Raw genomic sequence first — 15,263 nt, 5'->3', positions numbered from 1 at the left:
CGTCACACGCCGAAGACGAAGCAGCGGTCGCGGCGGATCATCAGCCACAGCACCGTGCCGGGCTTGGGCAGGAAGACACCGGGCACGCTGGCGGTCAGCTTCGTCCCCGCGACATCCATCCTGAAATCAACCAGGCTCTCGCGGCCCAGAAAGCGGCTGCGGACCACCGTTCCCCGCGCGGGCACGCCGTCCTCGGGCGTGGGGTTCGGGCCGCGCCCGCCGCGGTCGAAGTCGATGCGCAGGTGCTGCGGGCGGATCACGATCTCGACCTCGGCGCCGTCGGCATGGCCAGGGGTGAGGAAGGCGCCGAAGGGCGTCTCGGTCAGCGCGCCCTTCGAGACGCCCCGGATCACGTTGATGTCGCTGAAGAAGGCCGCCGCCGCCTTGTCCACCGGAGCGTTGTAGACGTTGTAGGGCGCGCCCTTCTGCACGATCCGGCCCGCGCGCATCAAGGCGATCTCGTCGGCCATGCGCATCGCCTCGTCGGGTTCGTGCGTGACCAGAAGCACCGCCGCGCCCGCCTCCTTCAGGATCTCCAGCGTCCGGTCGCGGATCCCGTCGCGCAGCCGGTTGTCCAGCCCCGAGAAGGGCTCGTCCATCAGCATCACCCGCGGGTTCGGCGCCAGCGCCCGGGCCAGCGCCACGCGCTGCTGCTCGCCGCCCGACAGCTCGTGCGGATGCTTCGGCCCGAAGCCCGCCAGATCGACCTTTTCCAGCAGCTCGCCCACCCGCCGCGCCTTCTCGGCCCGGTCCATGCGCAGGCCGAAGCCCACGTTCTCGGCCACCGTCAGATGCGGGAACAGCGCGAAGTCCTGGAACATCAGCCCGACCGAGCGCACCTCGGGCGGGACATGCACCCCCGGCCCGGCGACGGTCTGGCCATCCAGCCGCACCTCGCCGGTATCTGCGCGCTCGACCCCGGCGATCATCCGCAGCGTGGTGGACTTGCCGCAGCCCGAGGGGCCAAGCAGACAGGTCACCTGCCCCGCCGCAACCGACAGCGAAACCCCGTCCACCACCTTGCGCCCGCCGAAGGACCGGCCAAGGTTGATCACGTCCAGGCGCAGGGGCGGGGTATCGGGCATGGATACTCAAGCAAATCCGTCAGGCTTTCCCCTAGCAGCGTGAGTCGGGCCGGGCAAGACCAGACCTGCGGTGCGTCGCCGCACTCTGGACGGCTGCGCACCAAACCCGGCATGCGGCGCGGGATTGATGCGGCCATCGCGCCAATTCCGGCTCTCACGCAAGGGAAAATTGACGCAGTCCGCAACCGGTGTTTCGCTTGCAAGATTGATCCGCCGAAAGGTGCCCCGATGTTGACACGTCCGCTTGCCCTTGTTGCCGCGCTTGCCATTCTTGCCAGCCTCTTCCTGCCCTGGCTTTCCTCGCCTTTCGGCGAAAACGTCGTGCCCTGGACCGTGCTGCGCGAGATGGACGCGGCCCGCGCCCATGACATCCTGGCCGGCGCCCGGCCCGAGACCATCGCCTATGGCTGCTCCTTCGTGCTGGCCGCGCTTTTCGTCGTCTTCGCCCTGATCGGGCGCGAGTCGCGGCTTCTGGCCTTCCTGACCGGGGCGGTGCCGGTCGCGCTGGTGGCCTGGGCGCTTCTGTCGCTGATCGGCCAGGTCGAGGCGACGGGCCTGTCCTTCTCGGGCTCGTCCATCCCCGAGATGACCCAGCGCATGCTCGGCGCCGGGGCCTGGGCCTGGGCCATTGGCGCAAGCCTTCTGGCGACGCTGGGGGTTCTCGATCCCGGACGGCGGCGGTCGGCCTACGGCTGACCGCTGCTACAGCGTCGTATTGGTAGCCCCGCCGTCCAGCAGGATGTTCTGCCCGACGATGAAGCCCGCGTGCTGCGAACAGAGAAAGGCGCAGGCCGCGCCGAACTCGGCCGGGGTGCCGTAGCGTCCTGCGGGGATGGTGGCAGCGCGTTCCGCGATCGCCTCCTCCATGCTGATGCCCCGGGCCTTGACGACAGCCATGTCCAGCGCCACTGCCCGGTCGGTGGCATGGATGCCGGGCAACAGGTTGTTGATCGTCACTCCCTTGCCCGCCACCTGCCGCGAGGTGCCGGCGACGAAGCCCGTCAGCCCCGCCCGGGCCGAGTTCGACAGGCCCAGCACCGAGACGGGCGCCTTGACCGAGACGCTGGTGATGTTGACCACGCGGCCCCAGCCCTGCGCCATCATCCCCGGCAGCACCGCCTGCATCAGCGCGATGGGCGTCAGCATGTTGGCATCCAGCGCCTTGATGAAATCCTCGCGCGTCCAGTCCGACCACATCCCCGGCGGCGGCCCGCCGGCATTGGTCACCAGGATGTCGAACGGCCCATGCGCCAGCACCGCCGCGCGCCCCGCGTCAGAGGTGATGTCCCCCGCCACCGCGACCACGCTGACCTGGTGCCGCTCCCGGATCTCTTCCGCCGCCGCCTCCAGCGCCTCGGCGCCCCGCGCGTTCATCACCAGATCGACGCCCGCCTCGGCCAGGGCCTCGGCGCAGCCCCGCCCCAGCCCCTTGGATGAGGCGCAGACCAGCGCCCGCTTTCCCCTGATCCCCAGATCCATCGCAGTCCTCCTCTTGCCCGCCACCCTAGCAGGCCGCGCAACGGGCACAAGCTGCCCCTTCGGACCGCCGTCGGTCCTGGCCGGCGCGGACCGGGGCTCCCCGGCACCCGCGACAGCCGTTCCTCATGCAGGCCGGCGCAGGCGATGCCAGCCGAGATCGGCAAAACACGGTCCCTGGGTCGCCTCGGTGAACTTGATGCCGTTGTGGCCGCCGTTCCATTCCAGGATCTGCACCCCGCCCTCATGGTCCACGGTCATGTCCCAGCCGATGCAACGCACATAGGGCATGCGGGCGTGACAGCGCAGTGCGGCGTCAAGGCAGCCGTGGAAATTTGGCACCGAGTGTCCGGCGAAAGGCAGATCCGACTGGGGATGCCGGTCGATCTTCAGATAACTCGGCAGGTAGCCCACCGGGCCAAGTTCGCCCGTCCGAAGGTCAACGACGGCGTTCACCTCTTCTGCCGACTGGAGATAGTCGCCCTCTCCCTGCCCAAAGCGCAGATAGGCCCCCCGCAGACTGACATTTCCCTCTTCGTCCGCCGCGGTCGTCAGCCGCAGGGTCGCGACCGCCGGGCAGTTGCCCAGCCGTTCGAAGAGTTCATGCTGACGGATGAAGCGCTGGAACAGGCCCGAGCCAAGACGCCTTGCCCCTGCCGGATCGAACCCCTCGCGGCGCAGGACGGTGACGCCAACCCCCGATTGCGAGGCATCGCTCTTGAAGATCACCCGGTCGCCATGCCGGAACAGGACATCGGCAAGCGCCTTCTCGGGAATGACCCGGCCGTCGCGGGCGATGAACATGCCGTTCAGCAGGAAGGCGATGTCGGGGAATTCGGGCGCATCGAACAGGCAGGTGTTCAGGCTGCGCAGACCGCTCAACTCGCCATACTGGGCCGAGGTATGCGGCAGGACGCATTCGTCATAGAAGTTGTCGGGGATCCAGCCGTCGCGGTATTCGCCAGCCACATGGGCATAGACGTAAAGCCATGGCGCGAACCTCGCATTCCCCAGAACCTCGACCGCATAGGCATCACAGCGCGCCCGGTCGGCCGGGTTCAGCGGTCCGTAGGCCGCCTCGAGTTTCGCCAGCTTGCCAAGCGCCGCTCGGATGTGGTTCTGCGCGTAATGACGGCGCAGGATTGCCTTTGCGACGGTCTTGGCGATACCGATCAGTCTGCTCATTCGATTGGCCTCAAGTTTCCAGAGCAGACTGCGCGGTCCTTGCGATCCGTCAACCACCTGTTGCCCGATCTTCGCGCCGGGCAGAGAAAGTCCCGCACTTGTTGCGGTGAAAGCGCGCCCGGCCTATAGGGAGCCCATGTCGAACCGTGCCCCCCTGCCCCCCGAAATTGCCCGTCGCCGGACCTTCGCGATCATCGCGCACCCCGACGCGGGGAAAACCACTCTGACCGAAAAGTTCCTGCTGTTCGGCGGCGCGATCCAGATGGCCGGCCAGGTCCGCGCCAAGGGCGAGGCGCGGCGCACGCGGTCTGACTTCCTGAAGCTGGAACAGGACCGCGGCATCTCGGTCTCGGCTTCGGCGATGAGCTTCGACTTCCGCCAGTACCGTTTCAACCTGGTGGACACCCCCGGCCACAGCGACTTTTCCGAGGACACCTACCGCACACTGACCGCCGTTGACGCCGCGATCATGGTGATCGACGGCGCCAAGGGCGTGGAAAGCCAGACCCGCAAGCTGTTCGAGGTCTGCCGGATGCGCGACCTGCCGATCCTGACCTTCTGCAACAAGATGGACCGCGAAAGCCGCGACACCTTTGCCATCATAGACGAGATCCAGGAAAACCTCGCGATCGACGTGACGCCGGCCTCCTGGCCGATCGGCATGGGCCGCGACTTCATCGGCGCCTACGACCTGCTGCACGACCGGCTGGAGATCATGGACCGCGCCGACCGCAACCGGATCGCGGAGTCGATCCAGATTTCCGGCGTGGACGACCCCAAGCTTGCCGAACACATCCCCGCCGACCTCCTGGCCAGGTTCCACGAGGAACTGGAAATGGCGCGCGAGCTTCTGCCCGCCTTCGACCGCACCGCCTTCCTCAACGGCTCGATGACGCCGATCTGGTTCGGCTCGGCGATCAACTCCTTTGGCGTGAAGGAACTGATGGATGGCATCGGCGAATACGGGCCCGAGCCGCAGCCGCAGAAGGCCGCCGAACGTCAGATCGACCCGTCCGAACCCGCCGTCACCGGCTTCGTCTTCAAGGTCCAGGCCAACATGGACCCGAAACACCGCGACCGCGTGGCCTTCGTCCGCCTCGCCTCGGGCCATTTCGAACGCGGCATGAAGCTGTTCCATGTGCGCTCGAAAAAGCCCATGTCGATCACCAATCCGGTCCTCTTCCTCGCCGCCGACCGCGAACTGGCCGAGGAAGCCTGGGCCGGCGACATCATCGGCATCCCGAACCACGGGCAATTGCGCATCGGCGATGCGCTGACCGAAGGCGAATCCCTGCGCTTCACCGGCATCCCGAGCTTCGCGCCGGAACTGCTCCAGACCATCCGCGCCACCGACCCGATGAAGGCCAAGCACCTGGAAAAGGCGCTGATGCAGTTCGCCGAGGAAGGCGCGGCCAAGGTCTTCAAGCCGATGATCGGCTCGGGCTACATCGTGGGCGTCGTGGGGGCCTTGCAATTCGACGTGCTGGCCAGCCGGATCGAGCAGGAATATTCGCTGCCCGTCCGCTTCGAGGGGTCGAACTTCACCTCCGCCCGCTGGATTTCCGGCGACAAGGCGGAGATCGAGAAGCTCGTGAACGTCAACAAGGGCCATATCGCCCATGACAGCGACGGGGACCTCGTGTTCCTGACCCGCCTGCAATGGGACATCGACCGCGTGGTGCGCGACTATCCCGGCGTCAAGCTGACCGCAACCAAGGAGATGATGGTCTAGGCCAGGGCATTGACCGCTCCGGGCCCGCGCCCTAGCCTTCCCGCGAGGCCTAGGTGCCGGAGGCCCTTGCCAGCATGACGACACCCGACCCCGACCCGCCCGATCCGGAGACCGAGGTCGAGACCTATCCGGATGCCCCTGACAGCCTGATCGGGATCTGGGGCCAGCGCCGGCGCCGGCTGAAGCTCGCGGCGCGCGACTGGTTCCCGCCGGCCGACCTCGACCTCGCGCCGCTGCTGGCCGCGCGCATCCCGCGCGACCAGCCGCCGCTGGAAGGCTCGCAGACGCTCCATGCCCGCAAGCTGCACCAGATGCGGGTGGAACTGGCGGGCAAGCCGGAACTCGCGGCCGTCAACGCCATCCTGATCGCCCATCTGCGCAAGCAGCGGTATCCGGCCCATGCCCCCGCCCTCTTCCGCCGCATCTGGGCCGAGGCGGGGCCGGCCTTGATGCCGCACCTGCCGGGGCGCTGGCTGATCTCTTCGGCCATCACCTTCGGCGACCATGGCGAGACCGAGGCCCAGCGCCGGGTGGGCCTGTCGATCAACGTGCTGTTTTCGCTGATGAAGCTCTACGAATACGAACGCCTGCACTCCGGCCTCGACGCCGCGACCCCTTTCCCGATCCGGGGCATCCGGGGCCGGAGCCTGCCGCTCGACATGCCGCAGTTCAACCTCTCCACCGGCGGGCTGGACATCAATCTGCTCGCGCAGATCTGGAACGAGGCGCGCAAGGCTCCCGTCGTCGGGCCGCTGGCCTGCCACCTGTTGCAACGCCTGAACACCGACCCGCGCGGGCTGTTCCGCAGGATCGGCATGATGCGGGCGGGCAGGCAGATGGACCGCATCGACCGCGCCTTCGAGGACCTGGCCCCAAGGCCGCCCGAGGACGACGCCGGCCCGGTCGAGCGTTAGGCGCCTTCGCGGCCGCGGCCGGTGCCGGCACCGGCGGGCGGCAGCCTAGAAGGTCAATCGGATCGTCGTTTCGCCGATTTCGGTGACAAGACGCCGACCCTGCCGGGCCAGTTCCTCTGGCACCAGCGCGAAATGCACCTGGTTCGCGCCGATCTCGGCCGGAGCGCGCGGCTCGGTCAACACCTCCCAAAGCGCGGGGTCGATCTTCAGCCGCGGCGCCTCGGCCAGGACCGACCAGCCGGTCTCGGACCGCGTGACGTTGATCCGCCCGCCATAGGCCAGCGCGCTTTCCAGGCATTGCAACAGCAGGAAGGCCAGCCGCACCTCGCGGCGCGGCAGGTCGCCGGGGCTGGTCCAGGCGTAGGAGATGCGCCCCCCGCGCCCCAGGTCGCCCAGGATCGCCACCACCTCGGACCGCGCGATCCGCTGGTCGCTGCCCGCCTGACCGAAACAGACCCGGAAGAACCGGATCCGCGCATTGGCATTGGCCACGCTTTCCGAGATCAGCGCCATTTCCGGCCGCGCCCCACCCGGCTCCATCGCCAGAAGCTCCACCCCGTTGCCTATCGCCCCGATCGGGCTGATAAGGTCATGGCAGATGCGCGAGGCGATCAGGGCGGCGAGGTCGGGCTTGTCTTGCATCATCGAACCGGGCGAAAGGACAGGATATGGCGGGACTTCTCGAACCGGGAATGCTGGTGCGCCACCCGGACCGGGAAGACTGGGGTCTGGGTCAGGTACAGTCGAACATCGACAGCAAGGTGACAGTGAACTTCGAACATGCCGGAAAGGTCGTGATCGACAGCAAGCGGGTCTTCCTTCTGCCGGTGGCGGGAACTGATCACCCATAGTGCGAATCCGCCGGTGAAACTCAACCGGGAATTGATGGATCCTTCCCCCGTCCGGCAAACGGTTGCAAAACGGGCGCCCGCTGGCTAAGTCACTTGCGTTGGAAGTCCAGAGCCGGGTCGATGTCTGCCGCAGAGTCTCCCTATGCCGTCCGGCTTGCGACCACGCCCGAGGATCTGGCAGCAGCGCAGGCCCTGCGCTACGAGGTCTTCGTGCGCGAGCTTGGCGGCGACGGCCCGCTGGTGGACCATGCCGCGGGGCTCGAGCGTGACGAGTTCGACCCACATTTCGACCACCTGATCCTCGTGGACCGCCGCATCGACCCTGCCACCCTGACCCATGTCATCGGCGCCTACCGCATCATGCCCGGTGAACGCCGCGCCAGTGCGGGCCGCTTCTATTCCGAGACCGAGTTCGACCTGACGCCCCTCCTCGCCTCGGGCCGACACCTGCTCGAACTCGGCCGCTCCTGCGTCCGTGCCGACCACCGCGGCGGGACGGCGATGTTCCACCTGTGGAACGGGCTGGCCGACTACGTCCTCGACCGCGGGATCGAGGTCCTGTTCGGCGCCGCCTCCTTCCACGGCACCGACATCCCCGCGCTGGCCCAGCCGCTGTCCTACCTCCATCACCACCACCTCGCCCCGCCCGAGATGCGGGTCCGCGCCCTCCCCCCGCACCGGCAGGAGATGGACCTGGTCCCCCCGGCCAGCCTCGACCGCCGCGCCGCCATGGCCGCGACGCCCGCGCTGATCAAGGCCTATCTCCGGCTCGGCGGTTTCGTCGGCGACGGCGCCTGGATCGACCGCGACTTCAACACCACCGATGTCTGCCTGGTGATGGACACGGGCCAGATGTCGGCCCGCCACCGCGAATTCTACGTCCGCAAGGCCGGCGGATGAGCGACTGGCAGACCGCCGCCCCGCCGCCGCTGCGCATCACCCCCGCGGGCTGGCTCCGCGTCCTCTGGCGCGGCACCCTGCTCGGCGCGCTCACCTACGGCGGCCTTGTCGTCCTTCTCCTCGTGCGCCTCGTGGAATGGCCGCTCTGCGGCCAGGCCCGCCCCGTGACCCCCCACATCACCAAGGCCGTCTGCCGCGGTGCCCTGCGCATCCTGCGCCTGCCCCTCACGCTCCACGGCCGCCCGATGACCCGGACCGGAGCCATCGTCGCCAACCATTCCTCCTGGCTCGACATCTTCGTGCTGAACGCCGCCCAGACCGTCTATTTCGTCGCCAAGGCCGAGGTCGCCGACTGGCCCGGCATCGGCTGGCTTGCCCGCGCCACCGGCACCGTGTTCATCGCCCGCAAGGGGACCGAGGCGAAGAAACAGCAGCAGATCTTCGAATCCCGCCTGCAGGCCGGCCACCGGCTTCTCTTCTTCCCCGAAGGCACCTCGACCGACGCGATCCGCGTCCTGCCGTTCAAGTCCACGCTCTTTCAGGCCTTCTTCGCCCCGGCGCTGGTGCGGTCCATGCACATCCAGCCCGTCACCGTGATCTACCACGCCCCCGAAGGAGAGGATCCGCGCCACTACGGCTGGTGGGGCGACATGGACTTCGCCAGCCACTTGCTGAAAACCCTCGCCACCCGCCGCCAGGGCCGGGTCGAGGTCATCTTCCACCCCGAAGTGCCCGTCGATGCCTTCGACGACCGCAAGACGCTGTCCCAGCATTGCGAACGCGTGATCCGCACCTCGCACCCGCACGCGGCGGCCTGACGGAAGGCCCCTGCCCTTGCCCTTTTCCAAATACTCCCGCCGGAGGCATCCGCCCGCAGTCCTGCGCGCGCCCTCAGCCCTGTCGCAGCACCTTCGCCAGCGGCCGGCCCCTGGCGGTTCCGTTCACCAGCTTGTCCGGGCTGCGAATCTCGCGCACCAGCGGCTCCTCGATCGCCTCGATCCGGACGCCGCAGATCATGCCCGTCACCTGTGCCCGGGCCGGGTTCAGCGCCGGTGCCTCGGCGAAGAACCGGGCAAAATTTGTCGCCCCGCTCCAGCACCGCCGCCAGCCCCGCCGCGTCATGCCCGGTCAGCCAGAAGATCACCGCGTCCAGCTCGGCCCGCGTCCGGCCCTTGCGCTCTACCTTCGCCAGATAGAGCGGATAAACCTTCGCCACGCTCATCGCATGGACGCGCTGCGTCATCCGCCCCTCCCCGTCAAGGACCGCCTCAGCGCAACCGGCGCAGCAGTTCCAGGCTCGGTTCGCCCGTCACCGGCACCCCGATGCTGCCCTGAAAGGCGCCGATCGCGGCCCTGGTCTTGGCCCCGATCACCCCGTCCGTGCCGCCGGTGTCGAAACCCCGCGCGGTCAGCAGCCGCTGCAACTCCTGCCGGTCGGCCTTGGTCAGCCCGTTCGCATCCGGCCCGAACGAGGCCTGAACCGGCCCCCGGCCCAGGATCCGGTCCGACAGGTGCCCGACCCCGATCGCGTAGTTCTGCGCATTGTTGTAACGCAGGATGGTGGCAAAGTTCTGCGTCAGCAGGAAATAGGGTGCTCCGCCCGCATTGCCGCCCGCGATGATCGACCCGCCCGCCAGCGCCCTCCCGTCCGCCGACCGCACGCCCAGCGCCTGCCAGTCGGCCGCCGACCGCCCGTTGCCGCGCCCCAGAAGCCCCGTGTTGAAGCCTGAGGGCAGCGTGACCTCCATCCCCCAGGGCAGGCCGCGCGTCCAGCCCGACCTGGCCAGATAGGCCGCGGTCGAGGCCAGCGCATCGGTCGGATCCTCCGACCAGATGTCGCGCCGCCCGTCGCCGTTGAAATCCACCGCATAGGCCAGGTAGCTGGTCGGGATGAACTGAGTATGCCCCATCGCCCCGGCCCAGCTGCCGGTCATCGCGCTGGCCGAGACATCGCCCGCCTGCAGGATCTTCAGCGCCGCGACCAGCTGGCTTTCGAAGAAGGCGCCGCGCCGGCCCTCGTAGGCCAGCGTGGACAGGGCCGAGACCACCGGCACATTCCCCCGCCGCGTCCCGAAAAAGCTTTCCAGCCCCCAGATCGCCGCGACCACGTTGCCCTCGACGCCATAGCGCGCCTCGATGGCCGACAGAACGCCCGCGTATTGCGCGTATTTCTGGCGGCCAAGGCTGACCCGTTCGTCCGAGGCGGCGATGTTCAGGTAATCCTCGAGGCTGCGCTTGAACTCGGTCTGGTTGCGGTCCTTCTCGATCACCTCGGGCAGGAAACCCGCGCCGCGGAAGGCGGTGTCCAGCGTTGTGCGGCTGATCCCGCCCGCCGCCGCGCGCGCCTTGAAGCCCTCGACCCAAGTCTCCCAGCCCGGGTTCGGCACCGCCCGCGGCGCCGGATCGGGCGCCCGGTAGCCGCCCCCTCCCCCGCCGCCCGACCGCCCGCCGCTCACACAGGCCGACAGCATCGCCGCCGCCCCCGTCAGCATCAGTCCCCGCCGGGAAACCCCCTCTGTCGTCCTTGCCTGTGCCATGCTGCCTGCCCGTTTCTGATGTTATGGCGCAAGCATAGCCCGTCAGGCTGCACCAGACCAGACCGGGCCAGCGCGCCCGGCGGGATCGCCCGCCCTCAGCCCCCGGTCGGGGTCGGAAAAGCGGGTTAACGAACGGTATACGTCCGCAAGCAAGTCATTGCTTTTGCATAATTATCCGGAAATGTCCACCGTGGACAGACTGGCCTACTCGCCCTGTTTCTTCAGCTTCCAGGCGATCTGGCGCAGCATGCCGTGGAAGGTCTGCACCTCGGCCCGGGTCAGGCCCAGCCGGCCCCACATGTTCCGCAGGTTGGCCTTCATCCCCTCCACCTTGGTCTCGGGAAAGAAGAACCCCGCCGCCTCCAGCCGCTCCTCGAAATGGTCGGCCAGCCGGTCCACCTCCTCGCGGCTGGCAAAGTCGGTACGGGCCAGTTCCATGACCGAGGCCGGCACCTCCCCCGCCTGCCGCCGCCATTCGTAGCCCAGAAGCAGCACGCATTGCGCGAGGTTCAGCGAAGGGAAATCCGGGTTCACCGGCACGGTCACGATAGCATTGGCCCGGATGATGTCCTCGTTCTCCAGCCCCGCCCGTTCCGGCCCGAAGAGGACGCCCACCCGCTTCCCCTCCGCCCCCATCGCGCGGGCCATCTCCATCGCGCGCTCCGGGGTCACGACCTCCTTCACCAGCTCCCGCCCCCGAGCGGTGGTGGCGAAGACGAAGTCGCAGTCCGCGATGGCCCCGGGCAGGTCGGCAAACAGCCCCGCGTGATCCAGCACCCGCCCCGCCCCGCTGGCCATCGCCACCGCCTTCGGGTTCGGCCAGCCGTCCCGCGGCCCCACGACCCGCATCCGCTCCAGCCCGAAGTTCAGCATCGCCCGCGCCGCGGCGCCGATGTTCTCGCCCATCTGGGGCCGGACGAGGATGAAGACGGGAGGGATCATGCGGGACTCCTGGAAGGCGTGCCGGCCAGATAGGGGACGGACCGGGTGCTGGCAAGCGGGCAGCGCGACCCGGCAGGTAGCCAAGCCGCCGAAACGCTGATAGACGGGCCGGAAGACGCATTCGGAGCCCATGATGGCCGCAGACGACCGCCCGCAGATCACCCTGATAACCCCCCCGACCTTCGATCCCGAGACCTTCTCGGATCGCCTTGGCCAAGTCCTCGACGGGGTGGAGATCGCCTGCTTGAGGCTGTCGCTGGGAACGCGGGACGAAGACGTCCTGATGCGCGCCGCCGATGCGGCGCGCGAGGCGGCCCATGCCCGCGACGTGGCGGTGGTTATCGACAACCACCTGATCCTGGCCGAGCGGCTGGGGCTGGACGGGGTGCACCTGACGGACGGGGCGCGGAATGTCCGCAAGGCCCGCAAGGACCTCGGCGCTGATGCCATCGTCGGCGCCTTCTGCGGCGCCTCCAAGCACGACGGCATGACCGCCGGCGAGGCCGGTGCCGACTATTGCAGCTTCGGCCCCATCGGCGAGACGCGACTCGGCGACGGCAGCCGCGCCCCCTTCGAGCTGTTCGAATGGTGGTCAGAGGTGATCGAGGTCCCGATCGTCGCCGAAGGCGCGCTGACGGCCGAGCTGGTGGCCAGGTTCGGCCCCGTGACCGACTTCTTCGCCGTGGGCGAGGAAATCTGGGGCTCGGACGACCCGCTGGCCGCGCTGAAGACGCTGCTGGCGCCCCTCGGCTGAACGCTCGTCGTCCGACTGCGTCGCTCCTCGCTCCGGCATGCCCCGCGACGAGGAGCCGAAGGCGAACGAGGAGCCGCCGCTTCAGTCAAGCTTGCGGATATAGGTCCAGGTCGGCACCGTGACCCCGCGCGCGACCGAGAAGCTTTCGGCGTCGCCCAGATACTGGAAGCCGGCGTTGGTCAGCACCCGGGCCGAGCCAGGGTTGTCCTGGAAGGCCTCGGCGAACATCGTGCAGTTCTTCTGCGGATTGGCCGCGACCAGCGCGTTCACCGCCTCCGACGCGATGCCGTGGTTCCAGAAGGCGGGGGCGACCCAGAAGGCGACCTCGGACTGGCCGCGGTCCATCTTCTTCAGGCTGATGACCCCCAGCACCTCGGGCAGGCCCGAACGGGTACCGTCCATGACCCAGATGTCCTCTTCCCCGCCGGACGCCATGGCGCGGGCGCAGAAGGCCTCGGCCGCACCGGGCGGCAGGGGATGCGGGATGCCTTGCGTCGCCTCGGCCACGCGCTTGTCCCCGGCGTAAAGCGCGAAGAGGCCGGCGTCGGACTTCCGCACCGGGCGCAGCGTGAACCGTTCGGTCGCAATCTCGACCGGACTGGCGATCTTCTCCAGGATCATGGCTCCCTCCCTTATGAAGCACATGTGGGAATTGCCGGTTACCCGTGCAATCGCCCGATTGTTTGACCGTTTCACGGTCACGTCATGGCAAGGCGCCACATTCGCGACCGGGAACGGCCCCTCGAGACGAGAAGGGGGACCGGCCCTTCGGCCGATCCCCCATCTACAATCCGATTGTAAAGGTTCGGCTTACTCGGCTGCCTCCGACACGGGGAGCACCGAAATGAAGGTGCGGCCCTTGAGGCCCTTCTTGAAGGTCACGCGGCCCTCGACGGTAGCGAAGATCGTGTGGTCGGTGCCCATGCCCACGCCTTCGCCCGGGAACCACTTGGTCCCGCGCTGGCGGCAGATGATGTTGCCGGGAATGGCATGCTGGCCGCCGTAGAGCTTCACGCCCAGGCGACGACCGGCCGAGTCGCGGCCGTTGCGGGACGAACCGCCTGCTTTCTTGTGTGCCATGGCGTCTTACTCCTGCGCTGCAGCGGCCTTGGCGGCACGCTTCGGTTTCTCGGCGGCCTCGGGCGCAGCTGCGGCCTTGGCGGCCTTCGCGGGCTTCTCGGCCTTGGCGGCACCGGGGGCCTCGTGCGCGGCGCGGCGGGCGGCAACGGTGCCGATCGCGGCCTTGACGCCCGTCTTGTCGGCGCCCTTTTCCAGGACTTCGGTCACGCGCACCAGCGTCAGGTGCTGGCGGTGGCCCTTGGTGCGCTGGGAGGAGTGCTTCCGGCGGCGCTTGACGTAGTGGATGGTCTTCTCGCCCTTGATCTGGTCGATGACCTCGGCCTGAACGGCGGCACCCTTGACGAAGGGAACGCCGACGGTCGTGCCGACCATCAGGATCTCGTTGAACTGGATCTTGTCACCGGCCACGGCATCCAGCTTCTCAACGCGCAGCACGTCGCCCGCCTGCACCTTGTATTGCTTGCCGCCGGTCTTGAGGACCGCAAACATGGTCTTTCCTTCCATCGCTCCGCGCCCTGTGGCCCCCTTTCGGGCGTTTTCGGGGTTTGCCCCGCCTCGGACAGCGCGCCCCGGATGGGGCGTCATTGAAAACATGAACCCCGGCCCAGAGTCACCCCTGGCCGGGATGCGCGCTTATGCGGTGAACCGGATCTGCTGTCAAGCGCTCCGCTTCAGATTTCGCGGCCCAGCATGGCGCGTCCCGCGGCCCGGCCAAGGTCATGCGAGACGGGACGGAACACCCGGTCGAAGGCCACGAACAGCGCCGCATTCAGCCGCTGGCCCGCCGGGCTTTCCCAGAATGCCACATAGGAGGCAAGCTCGTCTTCCGACAGCGGGGCATAGGCAAGACCCAGATAGGCGGCCAGCCAGGTCGAGGTGTCCGACCGTATCTGCTCCTCGCGTGACCAGATGTCGGCCAGGATCTCGTCCTGGGGCATTTTCCGACCATAGACCCCGGTTTCGGCCATGCCGGTCATGAAGGCGAGGTTGCCGGACATCGAGCCCGCGACATTGGCTTCCAGAAGGTCGGCAACCTCGATCATACGCCGGATCAGCGCGACCTTGGGATCGCGCGATGCCGCCGCCTCGTCGGCTGCGACACGGGCAGCCTCTTCGGCAGCCGTGTCAAGAAAGGACCGCCGTGCCTCGATCTCGAGACCGAGGATCCGCTGACCAAGGTCGGAGCCGTAGAAGGCGACGATACCGTCCAGAACTGTGGGGTCATTGCCGATTTCCTGTGCAAGCGCGGCTTCGAATTCCGGTCGCAGGCGATCCAGGTCGTAGATCTGCGAAACCGTGCGGGCCCATTCCGCACCGCCGCGGGACGGGAACATGTCCGTCTCCAGAGTACGGCCATAGTCGAGCCCCTCCTCGCGCAGAACCTCGAACAGCTCCTCAAGCCGCATGACCTTGACGAGTTCGGTCACCGACTGTTCGGCGCCCTGCGTCGTGGTTGCGGTTTCCGCCGCCAGGGGCGAGGCCGCCGCGAAAAGCGCCACAAGTGCGAGACGAGGCAGGAACATGGGCATTGGTCCCCCGGATACGGCGTCGGCCTTGCCGGAAGAGGTAATGCGTTCCCCAGGCCTTGCCAAGGCAGTGATCCCGCAACTGCCCGTGATCACGGCACTTCGCAGCCGGTCCATTTTGCCGAATGCCCCTTGCGCATCGGAACGCTCCCGGATAATGACCGCCGGACATAGACGACCCCTGAAGCGCGGAGAGGTGACGGAGTGGTCGATCGTGGCGGTCTCGAAAACCGTTGTAGGTTTGCGCCTACCGTGGGTTCGAATCCCACCCTCTCCGCCAC

Annotated in this window: 17 protein-coding genes, 1 tRNA gene and 2 pseudogenes; 8 read left to right on the top strand and 12 right to left on the bottom strand. The window is 68.1% G+C overall.

Annotation, left to right across the window (positions count from 1 at the left end):
* Positions 1-2 precede the first annotated feature (2 nt).
* A complete protein-coding gene (locus tag ACK4IU_RS04140; protein WP_409731949.1) occupies positions 3-1,085 on the bottom strand; it encodes an ABC transporter ATP-binding protein in 1,083 nt (360 codons plus the stop codon).
* Between the two features lie 228 nt (positions 1,086-1,313).
* On the opposite strand from ACK4IU_RS04140, the gene ACK4IU_RS04135 reads away from it, so the two are divergent.
* Positions 1,314-1,781 (top strand): hypothetical protein, encoded by a 468-nt coding sequence (locus ACK4IU_RS04135; RefSeq protein WP_409731947.1) that lies wholly within the window; start codon positions 1,314-1,316, stop codon positions 1,779-1,781.
* Between the two features lie 6 nt (positions 1,782-1,787).
* Here ACK4IU_RS04135 and ACK4IU_RS04130 read toward each other — a convergent pair whose 3' ends face one another.
* The gene (locus ACK4IU_RS04130; RefSeq protein ID WP_409731945.1) at positions 1,788-2,564 is read right to left on the bottom strand and encodes an SDR family oxidoreductase; all 777 of its coding nucleotides are present in this window, start codon (positions 2,562-2,564) and stop codon (positions 1,788-1,790) included.
* Between the two features lie 123 nt (positions 2,565-2,687).
* Positions 2,688-3,746, bottom strand: coding sequence for a sugar-transfer associated ATP-grasp domain-containing protein (locus ACK4IU_RS04125; protein WP_409731944.1), 1,059 nt, complete (start codon positions 3,744-3,746; stop codon positions 2,688-2,690).
* A 136-nt stretch (positions 3,747-3,882) separates the two neighbouring features.
* Between ACK4IU_RS04125 and ACK4IU_RS04120 the strand changes: the two genes are divergently transcribed.
* Both ACK4IU_RS04120 and ACK4IU_RS04115 read left to right on the top strand, forming a co-directional pair.
* Complete coding sequence (locus ACK4IU_RS04120; protein ID WP_409731942.1) at positions 3,883-5,478, top strand: peptide chain release factor 3; 1,596 nt, start codon at positions 3,883-3,885, stop codon at positions 5,476-5,478.
* A 74-nt stretch (positions 5,479-5,552) separates the two neighbouring features.
* Positions 5,553-6,392, top strand: a complete 840-nt coding sequence (locus tag ACK4IU_RS04115) for a hypothetical protein (protein WP_409731940.1) — start codon at positions 5,553-5,555, stop codon at positions 6,390-6,392.
* A gap of 45 nt (positions 6,393-6,437) precedes the next feature.
* On the opposite strand, the gene ACK4IU_RS04110 is transcribed toward ACK4IU_RS04115, so the two are convergent.
* Positions 6,438-7,034 (bottom strand): histidine phosphotransferase family protein, encoded by a 597-nt coding sequence (locus ACK4IU_RS04110; protein WP_409731938.1) that lies wholly within the window; start codon positions 7,032-7,034, stop codon positions 6,438-6,440.
* Positions 7,035-7,060: 26 nt separating this feature from the next.
* On the opposite strand from ACK4IU_RS04110, the gene ACK4IU_RS04105 reads away from it, so the two are divergent.
* The 3 genes from ACK4IU_RS04105 to ACK4IU_RS04095 all read left to right on the top strand — a co-directional run bounded on the left by ACK4IU_RS04105 (position 7,061) and on the right by ACK4IU_RS04095 (position 8,961).
* Positions 7,061-7,243 carry a DUF3553 domain-containing protein gene (locus ACK4IU_RS04105; RefSeq protein ID WP_409731936.1) on the top strand — a complete coding sequence of 61 codons (183 nt, stop codon included), beginning with the start codon at positions 7,061-7,063 and terminating at the stop codon, positions 7,241-7,243.
* Between the two features lie 120 nt (positions 7,244-7,363).
* Complete coding sequence (locus ACK4IU_RS04100) at positions 7,364-8,143, top strand: GNAT family N-acetyltransferase (protein WP_409731935.1); 780 nt, start codon at positions 7,364-7,366, stop codon at positions 8,141-8,143.
* Positions 8,140-8,961 carry a lysophospholipid acyltransferase family protein gene (locus tag ACK4IU_RS04095; RefSeq protein WP_409731933.1) on the top strand — a complete coding sequence of 274 codons (822 nt, stop codon included), beginning with the start codon at positions 8,140-8,142 and terminating at the stop codon, positions 8,959-8,961. The genes ACK4IU_RS04100 and ACK4IU_RS04095 overlap by 4 nt, the downstream gene beginning before the upstream one ends.
* A gap of 73 nt (positions 8,962-9,034) precedes the next feature.
* Here the strand turns inward: ACK4IU_RS04095 and ACK4IU_RS04090 are convergent, their stop codons facing one another.
* The 4 genes and pseudogenes from ACK4IU_RS04090 to ACK4IU_RS04075 all read right to left on the bottom strand — a co-directional run bounded on the left by ACK4IU_RS04090 (position 9,035) and on the right by ACK4IU_RS04075 (position 11,622).
* The gene (locus ACK4IU_RS04090) at positions 9,035-9,265 is read right to left on the bottom strand and encodes a DUF2200 family protein (protein WP_409731931.1); all 231 of its coding nucleotides are present in this window, start codon (positions 9,263-9,265) and stop codon (positions 9,035-9,037) included.
* A 43-nt stretch (positions 9,266-9,308) separates the two neighbouring features.
* Positions 9,309-9,365: pseudogene (locus ACK4IU_RS04085) on the bottom strand (hypothetical protein); the annotation flags it as partial.
* Positions 9,366-9,411: 46 nt separating this feature from the next.
* On the bottom strand, positions 9,412-10,638 hold the full coding sequence (locus ACK4IU_RS04080; RefSeq protein ID WP_409732134.1) for a lytic murein transglycosylase: 1,227 nt from the start codon (positions 10,636-10,638) through the stop codon (positions 9,412-9,414).
* Positions 10,639-10,884: 246 nt separating this feature from the next.
* Positions 10,885-11,622, bottom strand: a complete 738-nt coding sequence (locus tag ACK4IU_RS04075) for an RNA methyltransferase (RefSeq protein WP_409731929.1) — start codon at positions 11,620-11,622, stop codon at positions 10,885-10,887.
* 133 nt (positions 11,623-11,755) lie between these two features.
* On the opposite strand from ACK4IU_RS04075, the gene ACK4IU_RS04070 reads away from it, so the two are divergent.
* Positions 11,756-12,376 (top strand): thiamine phosphate synthase, encoded by a 621-nt coding sequence (locus ACK4IU_RS04070; protein ID WP_409732132.1) that lies wholly within the window; start codon positions 11,756-11,758, stop codon positions 12,374-12,376.
* An 81-nt stretch (positions 12,377-12,457) separates the two neighbouring features.
* Here ACK4IU_RS04070 and ACK4IU_RS04065 read toward each other — a convergent pair whose 3' ends face one another.
* The 4 genes and pseudogenes from ACK4IU_RS04065 to ACK4IU_RS04050 all read right to left on the bottom strand — a co-directional run bounded on the left by ACK4IU_RS04065 (position 12,458) and on the right by ACK4IU_RS04050 (position 14,985).
* The gene (locus tag ACK4IU_RS04065; protein WP_149589586.1) at positions 12,458-12,997 is read right to left on the bottom strand and encodes a GNAT family N-acetyltransferase; all 540 of its coding nucleotides are present in this window, start codon (positions 12,995-12,997) and stop codon (positions 12,458-12,460) included.
* 189 nt (positions 12,998-13,186) lie between these two features.
* On the bottom strand, positions 13,187-13,456 hold the full coding sequence (gene rpmA / locus ACK4IU_RS04060; protein WP_149589585.1) for a 50S ribosomal protein L27: 270 nt from the start codon (positions 13,454-13,456) through the stop codon (positions 13,187-13,189).
* Positions 13,457-13,573: 117 nt separating this feature from the next.
* Positions 13,574-13,945 (bottom strand): annotated as a pseudogene (gene rplU, locus ACK4IU_RS04055) (50S ribosomal protein L21); the annotation flags it as partial.
* Between the two features lie 182 nt (positions 13,946-14,127).
* Complete coding sequence (locus ACK4IU_RS04050) at positions 14,128-14,985, bottom strand: DUF2059 domain-containing protein (RefSeq protein ID WP_409731926.1); 858 nt, start codon at positions 14,983-14,985, stop codon at positions 14,128-14,130.
* A 187-nt stretch (positions 14,986-15,172) separates the two neighbouring features.
* Between ACK4IU_RS04050 and ACK4IU_RS04045 the strand changes: the two genes are divergently transcribed.
* Positions 15,173-15,262: transfer RNA gene (locus ACK4IU_RS04045), tRNA-Ser, on the top strand.
* The last annotated feature ends 1 nt before the right edge of the window (position 15,263 follow it).

The sequence above is a fragment of the Tabrizicola flagellatus genome, from assembly GCF_046295235.1.
Classification (GTDB): domain Bacteria; phylum Pseudomonadota; class Alphaproteobacteria; order Rhodobacterales; family Rhodobacteraceae; genus Tabrizicola; species Tabrizicola flagellata_A.
The sequence above is the reverse complement of the archived record's forward strand: the minus strand, read 5'-3'. Positions and strand labels throughout refer to the sequence as shown.

Excerpts from the sequence above, each read along its gene's own strand:
- ACK4IU_RS04135 (WP_409731947.1), top strand. The coding sequence starts at position 1,314 with ATGTTGACACGTCCGCTTGCCCTTGTTGCCGCGCTTGCCATTCTTGCC.
- ACK4IU_RS04070 (WP_409732132.1), top strand. The coding sequence starts at position 11,756 with ATGGCCGCAGACGACCGCCCGCAGATCACCCTGATAACCCCCCCGACC.
- ACK4IU_RS04110 (WP_409731938.1), bottom strand. The coding sequence starts at position 7,034 with ATGCAAGACAAGCCCGACCTCGCCGCCCTGATCGCCTCGCGCATCTGC.
- ACK4IU_RS04090 (WP_409731931.1), bottom strand. The coding sequence starts at position 9,265 with ATGACGCGGCGGGGCTGGCGGCGGTGCTGGAGCGGGGCGACAAATTTT.
- ACK4IU_RS04105 (WP_409731936.1), top strand. The coding sequence starts at position 7,061 with ATGGCGGGACTTCTCGAACCGGGAATGCTGGTGCGCCACCCGGACCGG.
- ACK4IU_RS04100 (WP_409731935.1), top strand. The coding sequence starts at position 7,364 with ATGTCTGCCGCAGAGTCTCCCTATGCCGTCCGGCTTGCGACCACGCCC.
- ACK4IU_RS04115 (WP_409731940.1), top strand. The coding sequence starts at position 5,553 with ATGACGACACCCGACCCCGACCCGCCCGATCCGGAGACCGAGGTCGAG.
- rpmA (WP_149589585.1), bottom strand. The coding sequence starts at position 13,456 with ATGGCACACAAGAAAGCAGGCGGTTCGTCCCGCAACGGCCGCGACTCG.
- ACK4IU_RS04140 (WP_409731949.1), bottom strand. The coding sequence starts at position 1,085 with ATGCCCGATACCCCGCCCCTGCGCCTGGACGTGATCAACCTTGGCCGG.
- ACK4IU_RS04065 (WP_149589586.1), bottom strand. The coding sequence starts at position 12,997 with ATGATCCTGGAGAAGATCGCCAGTCCGGTCGAGATTGCGACCGAACGG.
- ACK4IU_RS04120 (WP_409731942.1), top strand. The coding sequence starts at position 3,883 with ATGTCGAACCGTGCCCCCCTGCCCCCCGAAATTGCCCGTCGCCGGACC.
- ACK4IU_RS04095 (WP_409731933.1), top strand. The coding sequence starts at position 8,140 with ATGAGCGACTGGCAGACCGCCGCCCCGCCGCCGCTGCGCATCACCCCC.
- ACK4IU_RS04130 (WP_409731945.1), bottom strand. The coding sequence starts at position 2,564 with ATGGATCTGGGGATCAGGGGAAAGCGGGCGCTGGTCTGCGCCTCATCC.
- ACK4IU_RS04125 (WP_409731944.1), bottom strand. The coding sequence starts at position 3,746 with ATGAGCAGACTGATCGGTATCGCCAAGACCGTCGCAAAGGCAATCCTG.
- ACK4IU_RS04075 (WP_409731929.1), bottom strand. The coding sequence starts at position 11,622 with ATGATCCCTCCCGTCTTCATCCTCGTCCGGCCCCAGATGGGCGAGAAC.
- ACK4IU_RS04050 (WP_409731926.1), bottom strand. The coding sequence starts at position 14,985 with ATGCCCATGTTCCTGCCTCGTCTCGCACTTGTGGCGCTTTTCGCGGCG.